This is a genomic window from Micromonospora sp. WMMB235 (assembly GCF_001855515.1).
In the GTDB taxonomy this organism is placed as follows: domain Bacteria; phylum Actinomycetota; class Actinomycetes; order Mycobacteriales; family Micromonosporaceae; genus Micromonospora; species Micromonospora aurantiaca.
Window position 1 is genome coordinate 5,022,649 of record NZ_MDRX01000001.1, and the last position, 21,049, is coordinate 5,043,697.

The following is a 21,049-nucleotide window of genomic DNA, read 5'->3' on the forward strand; positions in this document are numbered from 1 at the left end:
GCCCGCCGGGTGGCGGACTCCCCGCGCGGTGCGTCAGGCGGTCGCGGCGGCGCGACGCTGGGCGTCGGCCTTCATCCGGGCGGCGCGGTCGAGGTCGGCCTGCGACACGGCGGCGACCGAGCCGAAGACGCTCACCGCCTGGTAGTACGTCCAGGCGAGGCTGTAGCAGGCGGGCCGGACCACCGCGTTGTACGTGGCGCAGACCCGCTTCAGGTCGGCGTAGAAGGCGCTGTCCAGGCGGGACTTGCTGGACGAGAAGACGCCCATCGCCTTGTGGTTGCGGTAGCCGAAGTCGTGCCGGTAGCAGGAGAGCTTGAAGTTGAACCCGATCGGGTTGTCCGGGCTGGACGAGCAGTAGTCGGTGGACCAGTCGAAGCCGTACTCCGTCCAGGGTGCCCGGTTCTGCCGGGCGCTGTTCCAGGCGTTGTAGCTGGACGCGCTGGTCTGCGTCCAGCTGGTCAGGACGGACAGCTTCTGCTGGGTGCTCACCGCGGCGGCGGCCGGCGTGGCCAGGCCGAGCATGGTGAGCAGGGCGAGTGTTCCGGCGGCGAGGATGGTGGCGAGGCGACGGGACACGGGAACCTCCGCGGGTGGTGGCCGGGATCTCCGGATGTCGACAAGTGTCGATCAAGTGGGTGACCTGGGGCGATGCTCCGGGGAACGGCTCGCTGACATCCGCCCAAACAGACGAATGCCCCCGGGCCGGCGAGGCGGCCCGGGGGCATTCGACGGGGGTCAGCGCACGAAGCGCGGCGGGCTCGCCGGGCTCTCGTTCGCCAGCCGGTCCAGCGCGGTCACGTAGTACGTGTACCGGGCGCCGTCGGCCGCCGTGGTGTCCACCCAGGACTGCACGGCGCCGTCGGTGGCCCGGACGGTGCCGACCAGGTGGGAGGCGTCGGCGAAGTCGCAGCGCCCGGCCAGGCCGTGCCCGTCGAACCGGTAGATCGCGTACGACGCGGCGGTGCCGAGCGGGCCCATGCCGTCGGCCGGCTGACGCCAGCTCAGGCGTACCCCGTCCGCCTCCCGCTGGGCCTTGGTGACCACCGGGAACAGCAGCGGCTTGCGCGGCAGGTGCGTCATGGTGGGCACCAGCGCCGGGCGGGAGTAGTGCTCGGCGGCGTAGATGTCGGTGGCGCCGAGCCGGTTCGCCCGCACCTGCACCGCGGAGAAGTGCACGTTGCCGAGCACCTCCGGGTACGACCGGTTGAGCGTCAGGTGGTTCGACAGCTCCTGCGGGTTCATCCAGAACGACCCGTACGCCGGGTCACCGCTCTTGTAGTCGGCCTGGCCGATGTAGAGCTGCACCCGCGTGCCGCGCACCTGCTCGGCCCACCACGGCACCAGCCGGGCGTAGTCGGCGGCCGGGTACTGGCCGATGTACCAGTAGAGCTGCGGCACGATGTAGTCGATCCACTCCTCCTTGACCCACTTGCGGGAGTCGGCGGAGATGATGTCGTACGACTGCGAGCCGGTGGTGTCCGAGCCGTTCGGGTCGGCCGACGCGTTGCGCCAGATGCCGAACGGGCTGACGCCGAACTTCACGTACGGCTTGACCGCCTTGATCTTGGCGTTCATCTCCTGGATCAGCAGGTTGATGTTGTCCCGCCGCCAGTCGGCCTTGTCGGTGAAGCCCCTGTTGTACGCCGCGAACGTGGCGTCGTCGGGCACCTGGTGGGTGCCGCTCGGGTACGGGTAGAAGTAGTCGTCGAAGTGCACGCCGTCGATGTCGTACCGCTTGACCGCGTCCATCATCGCGGTCTGGACGAACTCGCGGACCTCGGGGACGCCGGGGTTGTAGTAGAGCCGGCTGCCGGCGACGCCGGCCGGCGGGTAGGCGAAGACCCAGTCGGGGTGCTGGCGGGCCGGGCTGTCCGGGGCCAGTTGCGACAGGTCGGCGCCGGCGCCGCCGGGCGCGGGCATGGAGACGCGGTACGGGTTGAACCAGGCGTGGAACTCCAGGTTGCGCTTGTGCGACTCGGCGACCAGGAAGTCCAGCGGATCCCAGCCGGGGTTCTTGCCGCGTACGCCGGTCAGGTACTCCGACCACGGCTCGTACGGCGAGGGCCAGAACGCGTCCGCGGTCGGGCGGACCTGGACCACGACGGCGTTGTGGTTGAGCTTCTGGGCTAGGTCGAGCCAGGCCAGGTATTCGGCCTTCTGCTTGGCCACCTGGTCCGGCGCGGTCCAGGAACCCTTGCTGGGCCAGTCGATGTTCGTCACCGAGGCGATCCACATGGCCCGGAACTGGCGCTTGGGGGTGGCCGGGTCGGTGACGCAGTCGGTGGAGGGGGAAGTGGCGGTGCCTGTGTTGTCGCCGGGGGCGGCCTGCGCCGGTGTGCCGGCGACCAGCGTGCCGAGCAGCGCCGCGGCCAGCGCGGCGGCTCCGAGCCGAGTTGCCTTCATGCGGTGCGGTCCCTTCGTCGGGTCCGGGGGGACGGTCGGCGGCGGGGCGTCACGGCAAGATTCGCCGCGATACCCATGCCTCCGGTAGAAAACTTTCATCTATCCGTGCCCGGCGCAAGACCCTGAGGGCCGATCGATGTCCGGGGTCGTCCGATCGGCCGGATCGTGACGATTCCGAGACACACCGTGCGGGATTGGAGCGCAAAACGGCTGGGTAGCTTGCCCGGTCACGGACCGCCACCGTGGCGGCCGCACGGCGGGGGAGGTGATCAGATGTCGGTCCTGCGTACCAAGCCGATCGGCGACGTGCTCGCCCAGGGCGACGCCGACGGCGAGGACGGCAAACCGGGCCTGCGGCGCCGGCTCGGCGCGGTCGACCTGATGGGCTTCGGCATCGGCATCGTGATCGGCACCGGCATCTTCACGCTCACCGGTGTCGAGGCGCGCAACAGCGCCGGGCCGGGTGTGGTGATCTCGTTCGGCATCGCCGGCCTGGTCGCGCTGCTCGCCGCGCTCTGCTACGCCGAACTCGCCAGCAGCGTGCCGACCGCCGGCAGCGCCTACACCTATGCGTACGCGACGATGGGCGAGATCGTCGCCTGGATCATCGGCTGGGACCTGCTGCTGGAGTTCGCGCTCGGCGCGGCGGTGGTCGCCCGTGGCTGGTCCGGCTACCTCGCCGACCTGTTCGGCCTGCCCAGCGCCTGGTTCGCCGAGGAGGGCAGCGTCGTCAACCTCGGCGCGATCGGCATCGTGCTGGTGCTCGGTGTGGTCGCCGTCGTCGGCATCCGCGAGTCGGCCCGGGTCACCAACCTGCTCGTGCTGGTCAAGGTGGCGATCTGTGCCTTCGTCATCATCGCCGGGCTGTTCTTCGTCAAGGCGGCCAACCTCAGCCCGTTCATCCCGTCCGCCGAGCCGGCCGGGGCCGGGGACGACGGCGTCAAGCAGCCGGTCACCCAGGCGATCTTCGGGTTGGAGCCGTCCGTCTTCGGCTTCGCCGGGGTGCTCACCGCCGCCGCAGTGGTGTTCTTCGCGTACACCGGGTTCGAGGCCGTGGCGAACCTGGGTGAGGAGACCCGCAAGCCCAAGCGGGACCTGCCGCTGGGTCTGCTCGGCACGCTGCTCATCTCCACGGTGCTCTACATCGGCGTCTCGCTCGTCGTTGTCGGCATGGTCAAGTACACCGAGATCGACGAGGGCGCGCCCATCGCGTCCGCGTTCCGGGCGGTCGGCGCCGGCTGGGCCGCGGTGCTCGTCTCCATCGCCGCCGTCGCCGGGCTCACCAGCGTGATCCTGGTCGACCTGGTGGCGATGGGCCGGATCGGCTTCGCCATCGCCCGCGACGGGCTCATCCCACCCGCCATCGCCAAGGTGCACCCGCGCTGGGGCACCCCGTACCGGATCGCCGGGATCATGACCGTCGCGGTGGCGCTGCTCGCCGGTTTCCTGCCGCTGTCCGCGCTGGCCGACCTGGTCAGCATCGGCGCGCTCTGCGCGTTCACGCTGGTCGCGATCGCGGTGCCGATCCTGCGCAGGCGCCGCCCCGACCTGGAGCGGCCGTTCAAGGTGCCGTTCTCGCCGGTGCTGCCGATCGTCACGGCAGTGGCCTGTCTCTACCTGAGCCTGAACCTGTCGGTGGAGACCTGGCTGCGGTTCCTCGCCTGGATGCTGCTCGGCGCGGTCATCTACTTCGGGTACGGCCACCGCAAGAACCGGCTCGCCCGTCGCGAGCACTCGGACACCCCCGAGCCCGCCCCCACCCCCTGAGGCGGGCCCCCCGAAGGAAGGGCCCCTTCTTAACGCCTGGCGTTAAGAAGGGGCCCTTCTGCTACCGGAGGCGTTAAGAAGGGGCCCTTCCTTACCTCACCCCTTCAGGCCGCTGCGGGACACGCCCTGGATGACGTGCCGCTGGGCGAACACGAACAGGATCAGCACCGGTACGCTCGCCAGCACCGCGCCCGCCATGATGACCGGATAGTCGGTCACGTACGCGCCCTGGAGCAGGCCCAGGCCCGCCGGCAGCGTCAGCCGTTCCGGGCTGAACAGCACGTACACCGGCCAGAGGAAGTCGTTCCAGTTGGTCAGGAACGACAGCACCGCCAGCGTCGCCAGGGCCGGCTTCGACAGCGGCAGCAGCACCCGGCGGAAGACCTGCCAGTGGTTCGCGCCGTCCAGCACTGCCGCCTCCTCCAGCTCGGCCGGGATGGACAGGAAGAACTGGCGCAGGAAGAACACCCCGAACGCGCTCGCCGCACCCGGCACGATCACCACTGTGAGCGTGTCGATCCAGTTCAGCCGCTCGGCGATGATGAAGTTCGGGATGATCAGCGAGGTGGGCGGCAGGAACAGCGTGCCCACGATCAGCGCGAACAGCACCTTGCGGCCGCGGAACCGCATCCGGGCCAGCGCGTACGCGGCCATCGACGCGGTCACCAGCACCAGCAGCGTGTGCAGGGTGGCCGCCAGCATGCTGTTGACGAACCAGCGCAGCACCGGGTTCGCCGCGTTGTCGACGATCTGCTGATAGCCGTAGGTGGAGAACGGGTTCGGCAGCCAGCCGGGCGGCACCCGCTGCGCGTCGTCGTACGTCTTCACCGACGTCAGCAGCATCCAGACCAGCGGGGTCACGAAGATCGCGGTGATCAGCAGCAGTACGCCGTACCGCGCCACCGCGCGCATGTTCCTCATGTCGTCCCCTCAGTCTTCCCGGTAGCGGAACAGCCGGAAGTTGACGACGCTCACCACTGCGAGCATCAGCGCGAAGAACACGCTCATCGCGGCGGCCCGCCCGGCGTCGTAGTCCCGCAGCCCTTCGTCGACGATCCGCCAGACCACCGTGCGGGTCTGTTCGCCGGGCGCGCCCTGGGTGATCAGGAACGCCTGCCCGAACACGTTCGCCGAGGCGAGGATCGTGGTGGTGAAGACGAACAGCATCACCGGCCGCAGGCCGGGGATCGTGACGTGGCGGAACCGGTCCCACGCGCCCGCGCCGTCCACCTTGGCCGCCTCGTACAGCTCGGCCGGGATGTCCTGGAGACCGGCCAGGTAGATCACTGCGTTGAAGCCGCACGTCCACCACACGGTCACGCCGACGAGTGACACCCAGGCCCACGGCACGTCGGTCACCCACGGCGTGTCCGAGGGGAGCCCGAGCACGCCGAGCAGCCGGTTGACCAGGCCCAGGTTGGCGTCGAGCAGGAACCGCCAGAGCAGGCCGATCACCGCCACGCCCAGCACGTACGGCGCGAAGAACGCGGCCCGGAAGAACGTCCGGCCGGGGAACGAGCGGTTGAGCAGCAGCGCCAGCCCGAGCGGGACGACCACGAGCAGCGGTACGGAGAACAGCGTGAAGACCCCTGTCGCCCGGACGCTCGACCACCAGTCCCCGTAGATCGCCGAGTCGCTGGAGAACAGGTCCCGGTAGTTGCCGAGCCCGACGAACGGCCGGTTGGGCAGTTGCAGATCCCACTGGTGCAGGCTGATCCAGACCCCGAACACGATCGGCGCCAGGCCGAAGACGCCGAACAGGATCAGGTACGGCGCGAGGAAGAGGTACGGCGTCGTCCGGTTGCCGCGTTCCGTCGCGCCCCGGCGGCGGGTGCGTGCCGCCGGTGGCGGCGCGCCGTCACGCGCCGCCCCGACCTCGATCACGTCCGCCACGGCGGATCAGTTCCCGTACTTCTTGCGGTTGTCCTCCAGTTGCTTGTTCGCCTTGGCCACGCCGTCGTCGAGCGCCTGCTTCGGCGACTTCTTGCCCAGCGCCGCCTCGTTGAAGGCGCTGTAGAAGGTCAGGATGACCTCGCCCAGGCCGGGCGCGGCGGGCGGGAACGCGGCGTACTCCAGTTCCGGGGCGAGCGCGTTGACCTCGGTGAGCGCGGTGAACTCGCTGCTCTCGCGGACCGCCTTGCGGGCCGGCACCTGGCCGCCCTTGGCCCAGTCCAGCGAGTGCTGGCTCAGCCAGTTGATGAACACCTTCGCCCCGGCGGTCTTGTCGGCGTTCGCGGAGCGCTGCTTGACGATTGTGAAGTTGTGCGAGTTCGCCCAGGCGGCCTTCTGGCTGCCGATCTGCGGCAGCGGCGCGACGCCCCACTGCACGTTCGGACTCTTCTTCAGGTCGTTGATCTGCCAGATGCCGTTCCAGGTGAACGCGTTCTTGCCGCTCTTGAACGCCAGGTAGTCGGCGTCCTGGCCGACGTTCGCGGGGGAGTGGCCCTGCTTGATCAGGTCGACCAGCCAGGTGCACGCCTCGACAGCCGGGTCGGAGTTGAACGTCGCCTTCGCCACCTCGGCGTCGAAGACGGTGCCGCCCCACTGGTGCAGCAGGCTGTAGTACGTCATGCCGCCGGTGAACTGGAACGGGCTGACCCAGAAGCCCTGCACGCCGGACTTCTTCAGCTCGGTGAGCGCGGCTATGTACTCGTCCCTGGTGGCCGGCGGCTTCTCCGGGTCCAGGCCGGCCTTCTGCATGACCGCCTTGTTGTAGTAGAAGCCCAGCGGGTGCATGTCGAGCGGGATGCCGTACCGCTTGTCGTTGTAGAGGCCGCCCTTCCACACAGTCGGGGCGAAGTCGCCCTCGCTCAGCTCCAGCGCCTTCGCCACGTCGTCCAGTTCGGTGATCACGCCGCGGGCGGCGAACGTGGCGAGCTGGTCCATGTGCATGACCGCGATGTCCGGTCCGTTGCCGCTGGAGACCGCGCCGGGGAGCTTGCTGTAGTAGTCCTCCCACTGGTACGTGATCACGCTGACCGCGATGTTCTTGTGCTCGCTGTTGAACTGCTGGACGAGCGTCTTGAAGATGTCGCCGTCGCCGCCGGTGAAGCCGTTCCACAGCTTCAGGTCGACTTTCGGGCCGGTGTAGTCCTTGCCGCCGTTGCCGGAGGCGCCGGAGCTGTCGGAGCTGCTGCCGCCGCCGCAGCCGCTGAGTGTCAGCGTGGCCGCCGCGCCGAGCCCGACGCCGAGCCCGAGCAGGCGCCGCCGGCTCATCTCGTTCTGGATCATGGGTACTCCTTGGGGGACGGGATGGAGTATTTGCTGGTCACAGCGCCGGCACGAAGCGCAGCAGGTTCCAGGAGGTGGCCGGCAGCAGCACGGAGGCCCGGCCGCCGTCGACAGTGGGTGTGGTGAGGTCCCGGGGCGTGACCCGCTCCGGGTCCGCTTCGGTGTTCGTGGCGTTCGGGTCGGTTCCGGCCGCCACCGTGGTGTGCGCCTCGGCCCGCAGGCCGGGCAGGCCGCGCAGGTCCAGGTCGAGCGGGAGGTCCTGCGAGCTGCGGTTGACCGCGAAGACGGCCAGCTCGCCGCTCTCCTCGTCGTGCACGGCGACGGTGTCCAGCGCGGGCACGTCGCCGTACCGCGGGGTCTCGTAGGTCGGGCCGGTGGGCTCGGTCCGCAGCACGGTGCCGCGGGCGTACCGGGCGGTCAGCGCGAACGGGTGGAAGATGCTCTGCCGCCAGGCCGGGCCGCCGTTGCGGGTACGGATCGGGGCGATCACGTTCGCGAGCTGAGCCTGGCAGGCCACGCCGATGCGGTCGGCGTGCCGGAGCAGGGTGATCAGCAGGTCGCCCACCACCACCGCGTCGACGGCTGTGTAGTCGTCCTCGATCAGCGCGGGCGCCTCGACCCAGCCGCGCCGGTCCAGGTCGGACTGGAGGCGGGACTGGTACCAGACGTTCCACTCGTCGAACGAGATCTTCAGCTTGCGCTTCTGCCGCAGCTTGGCGCCGACGTGGTCGGCGGTGGCGACGACCTCGGTGATGAAGGCGTCCATGTCGACGGCGGAGGCGAGCAGGCTGGCCCGGTCACCGTCGGACGGGTCGTAGTAGGTGTGGGCGGAGATGTAGTCGACGTGCTCGTAGGTGTGCTCCAGCACCGTCGCCTCCCACGAGGCGAACGTGGGCATGCCCCGGTTGGAGCTTCCGCAGGCGACCAGGCTGATCGAGGGGTCGATCATCTTCATCGCGCGGGCGGTCTCGGCGGCGAGGCGGCCGTACTCGTCGGCGGTCTTGTGCCCGACCTGCCACGGCCCGTCCATCTCGTTGCCGAGGCACCACAGCCGCACCCCGTACGGCTTCTCGGCGCCGTGCTTGCGGCGCAGGTCGGACAGCTGGCTGCCGCCCGGGTGGTTGGTGTACTCCAGCAGTTCGAGCGCCTCGGTGACGCCGCGGGTGCCGAGGTTGACAGCCATCATCGGCTCGACCCCGGCCTCCGCCGCCCAGGTCATGAACTCGTCCAGCCCGAACTCGTTGGTCTCGATGGTCTTCCAGGCCAGGTCGAGCCGGCGCGGGCGGTCACCGACCGGGCCGATGCCGTCCTCCCAGCGGTAGCTGGAGACGAAGTTGCCGCCCGGGTAGCGGACCACCGAGACGCCCAGCTCACGGGTCAGGTCCAGCACGTCGCGCCGCAGCCCTCGCCGATCGGCTGTGGGGTGGCCCGGTTCGTACACCCCGCCGTAGACGCAGCGCCCCATGTGCTCGACGAAGGAACCGAAGATCCGGCGGTCCGCCGGCGCGACCCGGAACGCCGGATCGATCGTGAGCTGCGCGTTCGGCACGATGCCAACCTCTCCCTCGCTGCTGGTGCGGGTGACCGCGGTCACTCCGCTGTCAGTGGTTTCTACAACGTTGTAAGCGCTCGTGTAAAGAGGCAGTCGCGTCGTCGTGGCGCGGTACAGTGCGGCCAGCGTTCACCGGAAGGAAGTGCAGTGCGGCACAGGCTCAAGGACGTCGCGGAGCGCGCCGGAGTGTCGGTGAAGACCGTCTCCAACGTCGTCAACGGCTACCAGCACGTGCGCGCCGACACCCGGGCCCGCGTCGAGGAGGCCATCGCCGCGCTCAACTACCGGCCCAACCTGTCGGCCCGCAACCTGCGCAAGGGGCGCACCGGTGTGATCGCGCTGGCCGTACCCGAACTGGACATCCCCTACTTCGCCGAGCTGGCCCGGCACGTCGTCACCGCCGCCGCCGACCACGGCTGGACGGTGCTGATCGACCAGACCGGCGGCCGCTCCGAGCAGGAGCGCAAGGCCGCCAGCGGGATCGGCGACCACATGATCGACGGCCTGATCCTGAGCCCGCTCGCGCTCACCGCCGACGACCTCGCCGCGCTGGCCGGTCTGCCCATGGTGCTGCTCGGCGAACGCGTCGACCACGGCCCCGCCGACCACGTGATGATCGACAACGTGGCCGCCGCCCGCGAGATCACCGCCCACCTGATCGGGCTCGGCCGCCGCCGGATCGCCGCGATCGGCTCGCAGCGCACCCCCGAGGGCGCCAGCGCCCGGCTCCGCCTGGCCGGCTACACCGCCGCGCTGACCGAGGCCGGCATCGCCTACGACGACCGCCTGGTGGCGCCCGCGCCGGCCTGGCACCGCGCGGACGGCGCCGCCGCCATGCGGCACCTGCTCACCACGGGGGTACGCCCCGACGCCGTCTTCTGCTTCAACGACACCCTTGCGCTCGGCGCGCTGCGTGCCCTGCACGAGATGGGCCTGCGCGTGCCCGAGGACGTCGCGGTGGCCGGCTTCGACGACATCGAGGACGGTCGCTTCTCGATTCCGACGCTGACCACGGTCGTCCCCGACAAGGAGCGCATCGCCCGCCTCGCGGTCGAGCTGCTGGCGGGCCGCCTGGGCCCCGATCGCGAGTCCCCACCCCGCGAGCTGGTGGCCCCCCACCACCTGGCCCTGCGCGAATCCGCCTAGCCCTGTTTTGCCGTCGATCATGAAGTTGACGGCGAAGTCGATCTCCTTGAGTGCCGTCAACCTCATGATCGACGGGGCGGTCCCTCGGGTCGGCCGGCGCGGCTTCAGTCGAAGAAGCGGGCAAGGTGGGAGGAGGGCGGGGCAGGGGCGTCCGGTGGCAGCGGGGTGAGGTCGGCGAAGATCGAGGCGCCGTCGCAGCCGACGTGCAGCGGGTACCAGCGTGGCGTGCCCGGCGGGCGCTGGCCGCAGATGCCCTTGAACGTCTGCACGTCGAGCAGGCGTACGTGCGTCGGGTCGGCCACCGCGTTGACGTGCCGCCACCAGGGACTCATCACGTGCAGCACCCCGCCCGGCCGCAGCGCCCGGTGGCACTCGTCGAACAGCGGCAGGAAGTCGATCAGATGCTCGACGATGTGCACCGCGAAGAACACGTCCACCGAGTCGTCGCGCAGCGGCAGTGAGCCGGCCAGGTTGGCGACCGCGTTCACCCCCGGCGCCGGATAGATGTCCAGTCCCAGGTTGCCCGGCCACTGCTTGGTCGCACCGCAGCCCAGGTCGACCACCACCGGCGCCCGTCCGGCCACGCTGACCCGGCACCAGACGCCGAGTACGCCGGACAGCCGGCCGATCAGCTCCCGTACCAGCCGTAGCTGTTCCGGGTCGGCGACCTCGCCGGTCAGGTGCGCCACCCCACGGTCGAAGCGCACCTCGACCGCCGTTCCGCGCAGCCGCTCGTCGTGCCGGACCATGTCGGCCCACGCCTCGGCGAGGAAGCCGTCGGTCTGCCGGAGTCGCTCACCCGAGAGCGCGGTCTGCCCCATCGCCACCATGCGCCACCTCCGGCGGCCCGTTACCCCCGATTCACCCCAATATGCCCCCAGGCACCGAGCCCGCCCCCCGTCACAAATTGATCAAGGAGTTCGTGTCCTGCCAGAGTCGCCCCGCCGACCTCGATGATCAAGGAGTTCGTGCCCTGTTTCGAGCACGACGTTGACACAACTCCTTGATCACCGGGACGGCGGTCGGGGTGTGCGCGCCGATGTCGGCTCCCGCGCCCCCGCCGCCGTCGATCTTGCACTTGCGGCCCGGACCAAGCTCGCAAAAGGGGCACCTGAGGGGCGGCAACTGCAAGATCGACGGGAGCAGAGGGACAGGGGGAACAGGGGGACAGGGGGGCAGGGCGGGGGCGGGCGGTCAGGGGGAGAGGGTTCGGCGGACTGTGCGGGAGCCTCGCATGCGCTGGCGCGGCTGGGCAGCCGCTGCCTTCGGGCGCTTGAGGTGGTAGCGGTGCAGCTCGTTGTTGCCCGGCAGCGACGGGTCCTCGCTCATCGCGACCAGTTCCCAGCCCTGGTCACCGGCCCGGTTCAGGTGGGCCAGCGCGGTGTCGCCGTACGGCGTCACGTCGATCATGGAGCCGTCCGGGCCGTACCAGATGAAGACGACCTCCCACCCGGCGTCGGTGGCGGCGGCCTGGCGGCGGCGGACCAGCAGCGCGTACTCCCACTTGAGCATGCGCTCATTGTGGACCCGCGCGCGCGGGTCGGCACGGATCAGTGTTCGGCGATCCGTCCGTCCGCCACGCGCAGCCGCCGGTTCACGCTCACCGCGTCGAGCATCCGCCGGTCGTGGGTCACCAGCAGCAGCGTTCCCGGGTAGCTCGCCAGCGCCGACTCCAACTGCTCGATCGCGGCCAGGTCGAGGTGGTTCGTCGGCTCGTCGAGCACCAGCAGGTTGACGCCCCGGCCCTGGAGCAGGGCCAGCGCGGCCCGGGTCCGCTCGCCGGGTGACAGCGTCGCCGCCGGCCGCAGCACATGCTCGGCGCGCAGCCCGAACTTGGCCAGCAGCGTCCGCACGTCCGCCGGGGCGAGATCGGGTACGGCGGCGCCGAACGCCTCCAGCAGCGGCTGGTCGCCGAGGAACAGTCCCCGGGCCTGGTCGACCTCACCGACCACCACACCGGGGCCGAGCGCGGCGTGTCCCTCGTCCAGCGGCAGCCGGCCGAGCAGCGCGGCGAGCAGGGTGCTCTTGCCGGAGCCGTTCGCCCCGGTGATCGCCACCCGGTCGGCCCAGTCGATCTGGAGGTCCACCGGGCCGAGCGTGAAGCCGCCACGGCGTACCACCGCTTGCCGGAGCGAGGCCACGACGGCGCCGGCGCGGGGCGCGGCGGCGATCTCCATCCGCAGTTCCCACTCCTTGCGCGGCTCCTCGACCACGTCCAGCCGCTCGATCAGCCGGGCGGTCTGCTTGGCCTTCGCGGCCTGCTTCTCGGTCGACTCGGCGCGGTACTTGCGGCCGATCTTGTCGTTGTCGGTGGCCTTGCGGCGGGCGTTCTTGACGCCCTTCTCCATCCACGCCCGCTGGGTGCGGGCGCGCGCCTCCAGGTCGGCCTTCGTGTCGGCGTACTCCTCGTACTCCTCGCGGGCGTGCCGGCGCGCCACCGCGCGCTCCTCCAGGTAGGCCGCGTAGCCGCCGCCGTAGTGCTTGACCTGCCGCTGGTGCAGGTCCAGCTCGACGATCCGGTTGACGGTGCGGGTGAGGAACTCCCGGTCGTGGCTGACCAGCACGGTCCCGGCGCGCAGGCCGGTGACGAAGCGTTCCAGCCGGTCCAGCCCGGCCAGGTCGAGGTCGTTGGTGGGCTCGTCGAGCAGGAAGACGTCGTACCGGCTGAGCAGCAGCGACGCGAGCCCGGCGCGGGCGGCCTGCCCGCCGGACAGTCCGGTCATCGGGTGGTCCAGGTCGACGTCGAGACCCAGCTCCGCCGCGACCTGCTCGGCCCGCTCGTCCAGATCCGCGCCGCCGAGGTCGAGCCAGCGTTCCAAGGCGTTCGCGTACGCGTCGTCGGCGCCCGCCGTCCCGGCGGTGAGCGCCTCGGTGGCGGCATCAAGCGCGGCCTGCGCGGCGGTCACCCCGGTCCGCCGGGCCAGGAAGCCGCGGACCGTCTCGCCGGGCCGGCGCTCCGGCTCCTGCGGCAGGTAGCCGACAGTCGCCGTGGGCGGGCTCAGCGCCACCGAGCCCTGCTCGCGGGGGGCAAGACCGGCGAGGGTACGCAGCAGCGTGGACTTGCCCGCGCCGTTGACCCCGACCAGCCCCACCACGTCGCCGGGTGCGACGACGAGGTCGAGGTCTTCGAAGAGGATGCGGTCACCGTGGCCGGCGGTGAGGTCCTTGGCGATCAACGTGGCGCTCATCAGGTGATCGAGCCTACCGGCGGGCGTATCCGGATTACCGTGACCCGCGCTCGCGGCGGCACCGGTGTGAGGGAGACTCACAGCCGTGGTGACCACACTGGCGATCGACTGTGGTGGCGGCGGGATCAAGGCCTCCGTACTGGATGCCGCCGGAACCATGCGCGCGCGGCCGCTGCGCGTGCCCACGCCGTACCCGTTGCCGCCCGGCCTGTTCGTCAAGACGCTGCTGGATCTCGGCGCCCGCCTGCCCACGGCGGACCGGCTCACCGTCGGCATGCCCGGCATGATCCGGCACGGCGTCGTGGTGGCGACGCCGCACTACGTGACCCGTTCCGGGCCGCGCAGCCGCGTCGACCCCGAGTTGCTGGCCGAGTGGTCCGGTTACGACGCGCGCACCGCGCTGGCCGGGGCGTTCGGCGTGCCGGCGCTGGTGCTGAACGACGCCGAGGTGCACGGCGCGGGCGTGGTCGCCGGGACCGGCTGCGAGCTGGTGCTGACGCTCGGCACCGGGCTGGGCAGCGCGTTGTTCGACGGCGGGATGCTGGCACCGCACCTGGAGCTGTCGCACGCGCCGGTGCGGTGGAACACCACGTACGACACGTACGTGGGGGAGCCGGAACGACGGCGGCTCGGCGACGCGTTCTGGTCCCGGCGGATCCGGCAGGTGGTGGACGGCCTGCGGCCGGTGTTCCGCTGGGACCGGCTGTACCTCGGCGGCGGCAACTCCCGGCTGATCCGGCCCGAGCAGGTGGCCCGGATGGGCGACGACGTGGTGATCGTCCCGAACACGGCCGGAATCGTCGGTGGTGTCCGGGCCTGGGACCTGATCGGCGGCCGGTACGACCCGACCACCTGATCTTCGCCCGCAGGAACACTCGCGCTTGCTCCGGTGTTGTGCCAGCGTCGGACCAAGGCCTGGCGCGACACGAGGAGGTGGGTCGAGTGGATCTTCTGGCGGAGTACCGGCGGGCGACCATGTTCTTCGAAGCGGGTGACCCGACCGGAGCGGCCCGGCTGCTCGAACCGATCATCGAGGCCGAGCCGGACAACTCTTCGGTCCGGCAGCTGCTGGCCCGCGCGTACTTCCAGTCGGCCCAGCTCAACCGGGCCGAGGAGCAGCTGCGCGCGCTGGTCGACCGCGACCCGAGCGACCACTACGCGCACCACGTGCTCGGCCGCACGCTGGAGCGGATGAACCGGCCCGTGGACGCGCTGCGGCACCTGCGCATCGCGGCCGCGATGTACTCGACGAACACCGACTACGCCACCGCGCTGCGCCGGGTGGAGGGCAAGGTCGGTCGTTGACTGATCACGCGGAAGGGCAGCCCGGGCGGGCTGCCCTTCCGCGTACCTAGGATGGGACCGTGAAGCTCAAGCTCGACCTCCACGACATCTACAACAAGGGCCACGACATCGACCGCGCGTTGCGCGGGATCATGGATGAGGCGGTGGCGAAGAAGGCCACGCTCGTGGAGATCATCCCGGGCAAGGGGTCGGGCGCGCTGAAGAAGAAGGTGCTGCGCTTCCTCGACCAGAAGGACGTGAAGCAGCTCTACCACCGGGTCGAGAAGGACTCGAAGAACTTCGGCCGGCTGTTCGTGCACTTCCGCTGGAAGTAGCGGTATACAAGCCACTTCAACCCGATCGACAACGTGAGGTGCAGAGGATGGACGAACATGCCGGCAAGCAGGAGGGGCCGTCCGCAGAAGAACTCGCGAGTCGCACCAGGTGGTTTGAGCAGTACGTCGAGGCGTTGAACCAGCGATCTGTAGTGGCTGAAGCGGGTGGCGAACCCTACGCGTGTCCCTGCTGCCGGCACCCGACGCTCGAAGGGCGAGGTCAGTTCGAGATCTGCTTCGCCTGCGGTTGGGAGGACGACGGGCAGGACGACGAGGACGCTGACACGGTGCGGGGTGGCCCCAACGGTTCGCTCAGTCTGACGGATGCACGTCGTGCCTACGCCGAACGGCCGGTCAGTCTGTCGGATGCGCGGCGTGCCTATGCCGAGCGACGAGCCCGTTGGGAGCGCAGACGCCGTCGATCAACGCCCGGGACGGCTTGACGTGCTCGGACGGCACAGCCGGTCACTTCCGCGCTCTCGCCGAGAGTCACGCAGGTCCTGATACCGATCTGTCATGTGGATCCCGAGACCGGACAACGCTCAGGCGCTCTGGGGTGGTGGCGCCATCGCGTCTGCTCACCTCGGTCAGGCCGCGGTGAGCACCGTTATGGGGAGGCCGAAGGTGGTTGTTCCGGGACCGTGCCCGATGCCGATCAGGACCCGGTTGCCGAGCGGAGCGGCCAGGCGCACCACCACCTCGCGCTCCTCGGCGTAGGCCAGCCGATAGCCGTCTCCGTCGCGGGCGACCTCCACCGGTTCGACGAGCACCGCCGTGTCCGTCTCGAACACCACGGCGTCTGGGTAGTCGGCATATTGCGCGGGCGTTCCGATGAACCGGAACGTCAGAGTGCGCCCATCGTGCGCGAGCACGGCCTCCTCGTGATGAGCGGCTCCTACGCCGGGTGGCCGCCACGTCATCCGACGTTCGAAGTCCGGGTCCAGAGCGATGAACGGCCATCGCCGGTCGTCGGGGTGCATCATCCACGCCGGGAGTTCGCGAGTGCCTCGGTCGGTGGCGAGCGGTCCGTTCGCCCGGATGATGTTCGCCAGCGGTCTCCGCGCCCCGCTCTGCACGTCACGGCAGTAGTCGACGGCGGCCGGCGCGATCTCCGGCGGCAACTCGGACTCCGGGACGCCGGGGGCGTCGAACAACGACCGCCACTGCGTGTCCGTCATCAGCCGGTCGAGTGCCGTGACGCCCATCGCTGTCAGCACGATCGGGCGCGGCTCGCGGTGAACGGGGAAACCGTCCCACATCGCCAGCGCCTGCCGCACACACTCCGGATCGCTTGGCACGTCGCCAGCCTAGCCACGTGGATACTTGGCGGCGTGTCCCAGTCGGCGAATCGCCCCCCGCCGGCGAGTTGCTGCGCCTTCAGTTCACCGAGCCGTACGTCGCCTACGACATGGGGGAATACGGTGAGACCCGGGTCGGACCGGCACAACGTCCCGATTTACTGGCGCTGCTGCCGGGGCATCGGCTGCTGAACGCCGCGCCCATCCACGGCGGCACGACGCAGCCCGCAGGTCTCCTGCTGCGGTTGGGAGATCACGAGTAGCCGGTCACGCCGGGCGGCCGCCGAACACCCAGTTGTGCACCTCGACGTCGGCGTACCGGTCGGCGGCCAGCACCGCCCGAGCCTCGTCCGGGTCGGCCGCTCGCACCAGCGCCGCCGTACCGAGCCACCTCGTGCCGTCGTCGGACAGCAGCGGCCCGTACGCGATCAGCTCGTCCTGCCGCTGCGGCAACACCGGGCCGGCGCTCTGCTCCGGACCGAGACCGAGTACCAGGTAGCGGTTGCCGCCGGTGCGCCCGCCGGGGAAGCCCCACATGGTGCGGCCCAGCATGTTGCGCCACCGGCGCAGCATCACGTCCCGGTACGCGCCGGCCTGGTAGTTCGGCTCGTCGAAGGCGAACGCCCGGGCTGCGGCAGGGCCGGGCAGGGCCAGGATGTGCACGCTGCCGGTCGGCGAGCCGTCGTCGGCGAGGGTCGGTCCGCGAGCGATCATCTGCTCCGCGTACCCGTCCATGTAGGACCAGTGCTCCTCGATCAGCTCCTGGCGCAGAGTTGCCGAGTCGAGCCGATCGCGGTGGTAGCAGAAGAATTCCATGACCCGAGTCTCGCTGTCGATCGACAGGCGTAGCCACTTTTTGTGGGTACTTGTCGGCGTGCGCGACCGCGACGAACCTGGTTGTGGGCGGAGGCGGAAAAGGGTGGTCAGGAGGCGGTGCGGGCTTCGGCGAGTTTGTCCAGGCGGCGGTGGCCCCAGTCGGAGAGAGGTGCCAGCGCCTCGGCGAGGTCGCGGCCGAAAGTGGTGAGCGAGTACTCGGTCTTCAACGGCAGCACCTCGTACGCCTCCCGGTGCACCAGTCCGTCGCCCTCCATCTCCCGTAACGCCTGAGTCAGCACCTTCTCGGTGAGGCCCGGAAGCTGCCGGCGCAGCTCTCCGGGGCGGCGCGGGCCGGATTCCAGCAGCCAGAGCAGGGCTGTCTTCCACTTGCCGTCGATCACGGCGATCGCGGCCGTCACTCCACAGACGTTCAGATCCTGGGCCCGGCTGCGCGTCATCTGCGTCCCGTTCGACAAGAGGAGTCTGCGTGAACACCAATCCCGACAAGTCTGTCACGGTGCTCGGTCTGGGACCGATGGGTCGTGCGCTGGCCGGCGCCTTCCTGAGCGCCGGAGTGCCGACGACGGTCTGGAATCGCACGCCCGGCAAGGACCGTGAGCTGGTCGAGCGGGGCGCGACGAGCGCCCGGACCGCCGAGGAGGCGGTCGCCGCGAGCGGGCTGATCGTGGTCTGCGTGGTGAACTACGACGCGTCGGACGCCATCCTGCGACGCGAGGCGGTGGCCGCCGCACTCACGGGCCGAACGGTCGTCAGCCTGACGGCCGACACCCCGGACCGGGCCCGGGACACCGCGCGGTGGGCGGCCGGACACGCCATCCGGTACCTGGACGGCGCGATCATGACGCCGACCACCACCATCGGCACCCCGGACGCGGTGCTCATCTACAGCGGTCCGGCCGGCCTCTACCAGGAGCACCAGCCGGTGCTCGACGCGCTGGGCGGCACCCACACGCACCTCGGCGAGGAGATCGGGCGCGCGGCGGCGTACGACATCGCGCTGCTCGACATCTTCTGGACCGCGATGGCGGGTTATGCGCACGCGCTGGCGGTGGCCAGGGCGGAGGGCGTGACGGCGCGGGAACTCGTGCCGTTCGCCGCTGGCATCGCCGCGATCCTGCCGCCGATCTTCGAGGAGGGTGCGGCGGAGATGGACACGGGGATCTTCCCCGGCGACGGCAACCCGATCACCTCCGCCGTGTCCTCCATGGCCCACATCGTCCACACGTCCGAGGCGCCCGGCATCGACGCCGGGGTGATGCGCGCGGCCGAGGGCATGGCCCGCCGGGCCGTCGGGCTGGGCCACGGCGCGGACGGTTTCCTGCGGGTCGCCGAGGTGCTGGGGCGGCGCTGACCCACAACCAGTACGCCGAGGTGGCGGTATCCGCGAGCCGGGATACCGCCACTCCGGCGAGGCGGTGTCGATCAAGCGGCTGTCAGAGCGGGTACGTGCGCGCCACCGCCAGCATCTCCGAGCTGTGCGAGCCGACCACCCCCACGCCCGCCGGCCGCGCCCGGAACCCGGGCACCCCGGACAGTCCGTCACTGGCGTCCATGGCCCGCACCGACACCGCACCGCCGCGCGGCACGAGAGTCAGCGTCACCTCGACGCCCTCCGGCGGCGGGGCGTGGAACACGACCCCGAATCCCCACTTCCCGTCGCCCGGCTCGACCGGCACGTTCCGCCCGGCCACGGTGGCGGACCGCACCGTGGCGGTGCTGGTGTCGACGTGCAGCGTGAGCAGGCGTACCTGCCGCTGCGGCACCACCCGTACCCGCAGCACACGCTGGTCGCCGTTGCGGGTGTCGGAGAGCGTCTCCACCTTCGGCGCGGGCAGGGGCGCGGCGGTGGCCGGTCCGGCGCGCATCTCGCCGTTGCCCAGCCCGGGGAACTCGTCGGCCACCGCGATGCTCCGGTCGACGTAGCCGTCGGTCCAGGGCTGCGGCTTCTCCTCGCGAGTCAGCCAGGCCGCCTTCCCGGTGCCCGCATCCAGCGCGTACATCAGATGGGTCGGCACGGGATGCGCGGCGTCGAAGCGGTCCACCGCGAGGCCGACCCCGGCGAGCACCACCGCCGCCAGCGCGGCCGCCGCGGCGGGCAGCGCGCCGAGCCGGCGTGCGCGCAGCGCGAGCAGGCCGCGCTGGCCGCCGGCCCGGGGGTGCAGCAGGTCCACCACCGGGAGTACGGCGAGGCCGAGCAGCACCGCGACGAGCGCGGCTACCGCGCCCATGCCCATGCCGAGCGCCGGGAACAGCAGCACCACCGGAGGCAGCAGGATCACCACTGCCACCGCAGCGGCGAGCGTCACCGCGACCACCGGCCACGGTCCGTCGCGGCGGGTGGCGAGCGCGGCGAAACCGGCGAGCGCGCCGGCCAGCGCCGGCAGTGTCGTCAGGTACGCCCCGCCGGGCACCGCCACGGCGAGCAGCACACCGAACACGGCCAGCCAGGCCAGCCCGCCGAACGCCAGCGCGGCCGGGCCGACCCGGCGGCGCAGCAGCGCGTACCAGCAGAACAGCACCGCGGCGGCGAGCGCCACGACGGCGAGCCGGTACCAGACCGGGCGGTACGGGTCGAGCAGCTCGGCGTACCCGGGGCGGATCGTGGTGATCGCGGCCCAGAGCAGCCACGCGCCGAGCGGGGCCACGACGACCGGCACCAGGGTCAGGCCGAAGCCGGCGGCGAGCGTGCCGGCGGTGGCCCGGCCCCGGCGGCGCAGGAACCAGCCGAGCGCGCCGACAGCGAGCAGCGCGGCCACTGCGAGCGGCAGGGTCAGCCAGCCGGGGTAGCGGACCAGGCCGCCGAGCACGGGGAAGTAGGTGTCGTCGTGGCCGGCGCGCAGGTCGCCCAGGTCGGTACGGCCGAACTCGCGGGCCAGGCCGAGCGCGTTGTCACCGTGCATCTGGAGGCTGCCCCGGTCCATCCGGGCCGGCACGTCCAGCGGGGTGTGGTAGATCGCGCCGCCGTCGATGTACGCGGAGTTGAGCCCGACGAACTCGCGGTCGAGGAACGCGGTGAAGTCGGTGTCGTTCGGCAGCGCCCGGTAGATCTCCACCGCGAACGAGGTGCCCACCGGGTGCGGGGCGGCCTTGCCGAAGATCTCGACCAGCTTCGCGTTGTTCCGGGACGTCTCGAACATGATCACCGGACCGGTGGAGCCGCGCGCCTCCAGGTTGAGCACCACCCCGCCGTCACGGGCGAGCGGATGGTCGCCGGCGAACCCGGCGGCCCCGCACAGGCACGCCTCCTCCGCGTCGGTCAGCGCGAAGACGATGTCGTTGCGGGGGCGTGGGCCGGTGGTCAGCGCCCGGGCCACCTCCAGGATCGCGGCGGTGCCGGCGGCGTCGTCGTTGCCGCCCGGCCCGGTCTGCACCGAGTCGTAGTGCGAGACCAGGAACACCTTCCCGGTCGGGTCGGTGCCGGGGAGCCGGGCCACCACGTTGCGGACCCGGGCCAGCGTCGCCCCGCCCGCCGCGCCGGACAGCTGCCCGGCCTCGGGCGCGACCGCGTCCTGCACCTCGGTCTGAAGGCCCAGCCCGCGCAGCGTCGCCACCAGGTGCTCGCGCACCCGGTCGTTCGCGGCGCTGCCGGCCACGTGCGGCTCGGCCGCGATCACCTCGACGTTCCGGAACGCCCGGGCGGCGCTGAACTCGCCCTCGGGCGCGTCCGCCGGGCGCGGTGCCGGGGTGGAGAGGCCGACCAGGACGCCCGCCCCGACGGCGAGCAGCGCGGCGAGCGCGGCCAGGGCGGCGATCGGCCGGCGGCGGGGCCTGGTGAACGCGCGGTCGGCGGGGCGGGTGGGGGGTGCGCCCACGGGGACTCCTCGGGGTGGATCTACGGGGTGGGGATCATCCTGCACCCCCGGGGCCTGCGGCGGCAGTCCCCGGTCGGTGCGCTGCCGGTGTGACACCGCTTGCGGCGTAACATCGTGGGTCGACCGTGCCGCTGTCCGGATGGACGTGTCACACGCTCCGCCGCACCGGCAGCGGTCGCGCGGTGTGCGACTGTTG

Annotated in this window: 21 protein-coding genes; 8 read left to right on the plus strand and 13 right to left on the minus strand. The window is 71.1% G+C overall.

From position 1 onward, the window contains the following. Positions 1-33: 33 nt before the first annotated feature. Positions 34-576: a phospholipase gene (locus tag BFV98_RS22150; protein WP_013475162.1), complete on the minus strand. Its 543-nt coding sequence runs from the start codon at positions 574-576 to the stop codon at positions 34-36. 159 nt (positions 577-735) lie between these two features. After that, a complete protein-coding gene (locus tag BFV98_RS22155) occupies positions 736-2,403 on the minus strand; it encodes a glycoside hydrolase family 10 protein (RefSeq protein ID WP_013288736.1) in 1,668 nt (555 codons plus the stop codon). A gap of 273 nt (positions 2,404-2,676) precedes the next feature. On the opposite strand from BFV98_RS22155, the gene BFV98_RS22160 reads away from it, so the two are divergent. Continuing rightward, positions 2,677-4,170 (plus strand): amino acid permease, encoded by a 1,494-nt coding sequence (locus BFV98_RS22160; RefSeq protein WP_013288735.1) that lies wholly within the window; start codon positions 2,677-2,679, stop codon positions 4,168-4,170. A 96-nt stretch (positions 4,171-4,266) separates the two neighbouring features. Here the strand turns inward: BFV98_RS22160 and BFV98_RS22165 are convergent, their stop codons facing one another. Genes BFV98_RS22165 through BFV98_RS22180 form a run of 4 tightly spaced genes read right to left on the minus strand, consistent with a single transcriptional unit; the run spans position 4,267 to position 8,950 of the window. Next, a complete protein-coding gene (locus BFV98_RS22165) occupies positions 4,267-5,091 on the minus strand; it encodes a carbohydrate ABC transporter permease (RefSeq protein WP_030269210.1) in 825 nt (274 codons plus the stop codon). Positions 5,092-5,100: 9 nt separating this feature from the next. Continuing rightward, a complete protein-coding gene (locus tag BFV98_RS22170; protein ID WP_047894644.1) occupies positions 5,101-6,063 on the minus strand; it encodes a carbohydrate ABC transporter permease in 963 nt (320 codons plus the stop codon). A gap of 6 nt (positions 6,064-6,069) precedes the next feature. Continuing rightward, the gene (locus BFV98_RS22175) at positions 6,070-7,401 is read right to left on the minus strand and encodes an ABC transporter substrate-binding protein (protein ID WP_030269212.1); all 1,332 of its coding nucleotides are present in this window, start codon (positions 7,399-7,401) and stop codon (positions 6,070-6,072) included. A gap of 37 nt (positions 7,402-7,438) precedes the next feature. Then, positions 7,439-8,950 carry an alpha-N-arabinofuranosidase gene (locus BFV98_RS22180; protein WP_030269214.1) on the minus strand — a complete coding sequence of 504 codons (1,512 nt, stop codon included), beginning with the start codon at positions 8,948-8,950 and terminating at the stop codon, positions 7,439-7,441. A gap of 150 nt (positions 8,951-9,100) precedes the next feature. Between BFV98_RS22180 and BFV98_RS22185 the strand changes: the two genes are divergently transcribed. Further along, on the plus strand, positions 9,101-10,099 hold the full coding sequence (locus tag BFV98_RS22185; protein ID WP_013288730.1) for a LacI family DNA-binding transcriptional regulator: 999 nt from the start codon (positions 9,101-9,103) through the stop codon (positions 10,097-10,099). A 104-nt stretch (positions 10,100-10,203) separates the two neighbouring features. Here the strand turns inward: BFV98_RS22185 and BFV98_RS22190 are convergent, their stop codons facing one another. From BFV98_RS22190 to BFV98_RS22200, 3 genes are all read right to left on the minus strand, one after another. After that, the gene (locus tag BFV98_RS22190; RefSeq protein ID WP_071097664.1) at positions 10,204-10,929 is read right to left on the minus strand and encodes a BON domain-containing class I SAM-dependent methyltransferase; all 726 of its coding nucleotides are present in this window, start codon (positions 10,927-10,929) and stop codon (positions 10,204-10,206) included. 364 nt (positions 10,930-11,293) lie between these two features. After that, complete coding sequence (locus BFV98_RS22195; protein ID WP_013288728.1) at positions 11,294-11,611, minus strand: hypothetical protein; 318 nt, start codon at positions 11,609-11,611, stop codon at positions 11,294-11,296. A 38-nt stretch (positions 11,612-11,649) separates the two neighbouring features. After that, positions 11,650-13,287 (minus strand): ABC-F family ATP-binding cassette domain-containing protein, encoded by a 1,638-nt coding sequence (locus BFV98_RS22200; RefSeq protein ID WP_071097666.1) that lies wholly within the window; start codon positions 13,285-13,287, stop codon positions 11,650-11,652. An 85-nt stretch (positions 13,288-13,372) separates the two neighbouring features. Between BFV98_RS22200 and BFV98_RS22205 the strand changes: the two genes are divergently transcribed. The 4 genes from BFV98_RS22205 to BFV98_RS31580 all read left to right on the plus strand — a co-directional run bounded on the left by BFV98_RS22205 (position 13,373) and on the right by BFV98_RS31580 (position 15,349). Continuing rightward, the gene (locus tag BFV98_RS22205) at positions 13,373-14,143 is read left to right on the plus strand and encodes an ROK family protein (protein ID WP_071097668.1); all 771 of its coding nucleotides are present in this window, start codon (positions 13,373-13,375) and stop codon (positions 14,141-14,143) included. 86 nt (positions 14,144-14,229) lie between these two features. After that, positions 14,230-14,592 (plus strand): M48 family metallopeptidase, encoded by a 363-nt coding sequence (locus BFV98_RS22210; RefSeq protein WP_013288725.1) that lies wholly within the window; start codon positions 14,230-14,232, stop codon positions 14,590-14,592. A 59-nt stretch (positions 14,593-14,651) separates the two neighbouring features. Then, positions 14,652-14,906, plus strand: a complete 255-nt coding sequence (locus BFV98_RS22215; protein WP_013288724.1) for a Smr/MutS family protein — start codon at positions 14,652-14,654, stop codon at positions 14,904-14,906. 47 nt (positions 14,907-14,953) lie between these two features. Continuing rightward, positions 14,954-15,349, plus strand: coding sequence for a CPCC family cysteine-rich protein (locus tag BFV98_RS31580; RefSeq protein WP_083395376.1), 396 nt, complete (start codon positions 14,954-14,956; stop codon positions 15,347-15,349). A gap of 144 nt (positions 15,350-15,493) precedes the next feature. Here BFV98_RS31580 and BFV98_RS22220 read toward each other — a convergent pair whose 3' ends face one another. Next, complete coding sequence (locus BFV98_RS22220; RefSeq protein ID WP_255368205.1) at positions 15,494-16,183, minus strand: hypothetical protein; 690 nt, start codon at positions 16,181-16,183, stop codon at positions 15,494-15,496. A gap of 38 nt (positions 16,184-16,221) precedes the next feature. On the opposite strand from BFV98_RS22220, the gene BFV98_RS22225 reads away from it, so the two are divergent. Next, the gene (locus tag BFV98_RS22225) at positions 16,222-16,467 is read left to right on the plus strand and encodes a hypothetical protein (RefSeq protein ID WP_071097671.1); all 246 of its coding nucleotides are present in this window, start codon (positions 16,222-16,224) and stop codon (positions 16,465-16,467) included. Between the two features lie 4 nt (positions 16,468-16,471). On the opposite strand, the gene BFV98_RS22230 is transcribed toward BFV98_RS22225, so the two are convergent. Continuing rightward, on the minus strand, positions 16,472-17,020 hold the full coding sequence (locus BFV98_RS22230) for a YciI family protein (protein WP_071097673.1): 549 nt from the start codon (positions 17,018-17,020) through the stop codon (positions 16,472-16,474). A gap of 107 nt (positions 17,021-17,127) precedes the next feature. Then, on the minus strand, positions 17,128-17,478 hold the full coding sequence (locus BFV98_RS22235) for a helix-turn-helix domain-containing protein (protein WP_030269220.1): 351 nt from the start codon (positions 17,476-17,478) through the stop codon (positions 17,128-17,130). Between the two features lie 29 nt (positions 17,479-17,507). Here BFV98_RS22235 and BFV98_RS22240 point away from each other — a divergent pair, with 29 nt between their 5' ends. Further along, on the plus strand, positions 17,508-18,392 hold the full coding sequence (locus BFV98_RS22240; RefSeq protein ID WP_071097675.1) for an NAD(P)-dependent oxidoreductase: 885 nt from the start codon (positions 17,508-17,510) through the stop codon (positions 18,390-18,392). Positions 18,393-18,474: 82 nt separating this feature from the next. Here BFV98_RS22240 and BFV98_RS22245 read toward each other — a convergent pair whose 3' ends face one another. After that, a complete protein-coding gene (locus tag BFV98_RS22245; RefSeq protein ID WP_071097677.1) occupies positions 18,475-20,853 on the minus strand; it encodes a M28 family peptidase in 2,379 nt (792 codons plus the stop codon). Positions 20,854-21,049 lie beyond the last annotated feature (196 nt).

Bases quoted from the DNA above. Each gene is read 5' to 3' on its own strand.
- BFV98_RS22155 (WP_013288736.1), bottom strand. From the start codon at position 2,403: ATGAAGGCAACTCGGCTCGGAGCCGCCGCGCTGGCCGCGGCGCTGCTC.
- BFV98_RS22160 (WP_013288735.1), top strand. From the start codon at position 2,677: ATGTCGGTCCTGCGTACCAAGCCGATCGGCGACGTGCTCGCCCAGGGC.
- BFV98_RS22165 (WP_030269210.1), bottom strand. From the start codon at position 5,091: ATGAGGAACATGCGCGCGGTGGCGCGGTACGGCGTACTGCTGCTGATC.
- BFV98_RS22175 (WP_030269212.1), bottom strand. From the start codon at position 7,401: ATGATCCAGAACGAGATGAGCCGGCGGCGCCTGCTCGGGCTCGGCGTC.
- BFV98_RS22190 (WP_071097664.1), bottom strand. From the start codon at position 10,929: ATGGTGGCGATGGGGCAGACCGCGCTCTCGGGTGAGCGACTCCGGCAG.
- BFV98_RS22195 (WP_013288728.1), bottom strand. From the start codon at position 11,611: ATGCTCAAGTGGGAGTACGCGCTGCTGGTCCGCCGCCGCCAGGCCGCC.
- BFV98_RS22200 (WP_071097666.1), bottom strand. From the start codon at position 13,287: ATGAGCGCCACGTTGATCGCCAAGGACCTCACCGCCGGCCACGGTGAC.
- BFV98_RS31580 (WP_083395376.1), top strand. From the start codon at position 14,954: ATGGACGAACATGCCGGCAAGCAGGAGGGGCCGTCCGCAGAAGAACTC.
- BFV98_RS22230 (WP_071097673.1), bottom strand. From the start codon at position 17,020: ATGGAATTCTTCTGCTACCACCGCGATCGGCTCGACTCGGCAACTCTG.
- BFV98_RS22235 (WP_030269220.1), bottom strand. From the start codon at position 17,478: ATGACGCGCAGCCGGGCCCAGGATCTGAACGTCTGTGGAGTGACGGCC.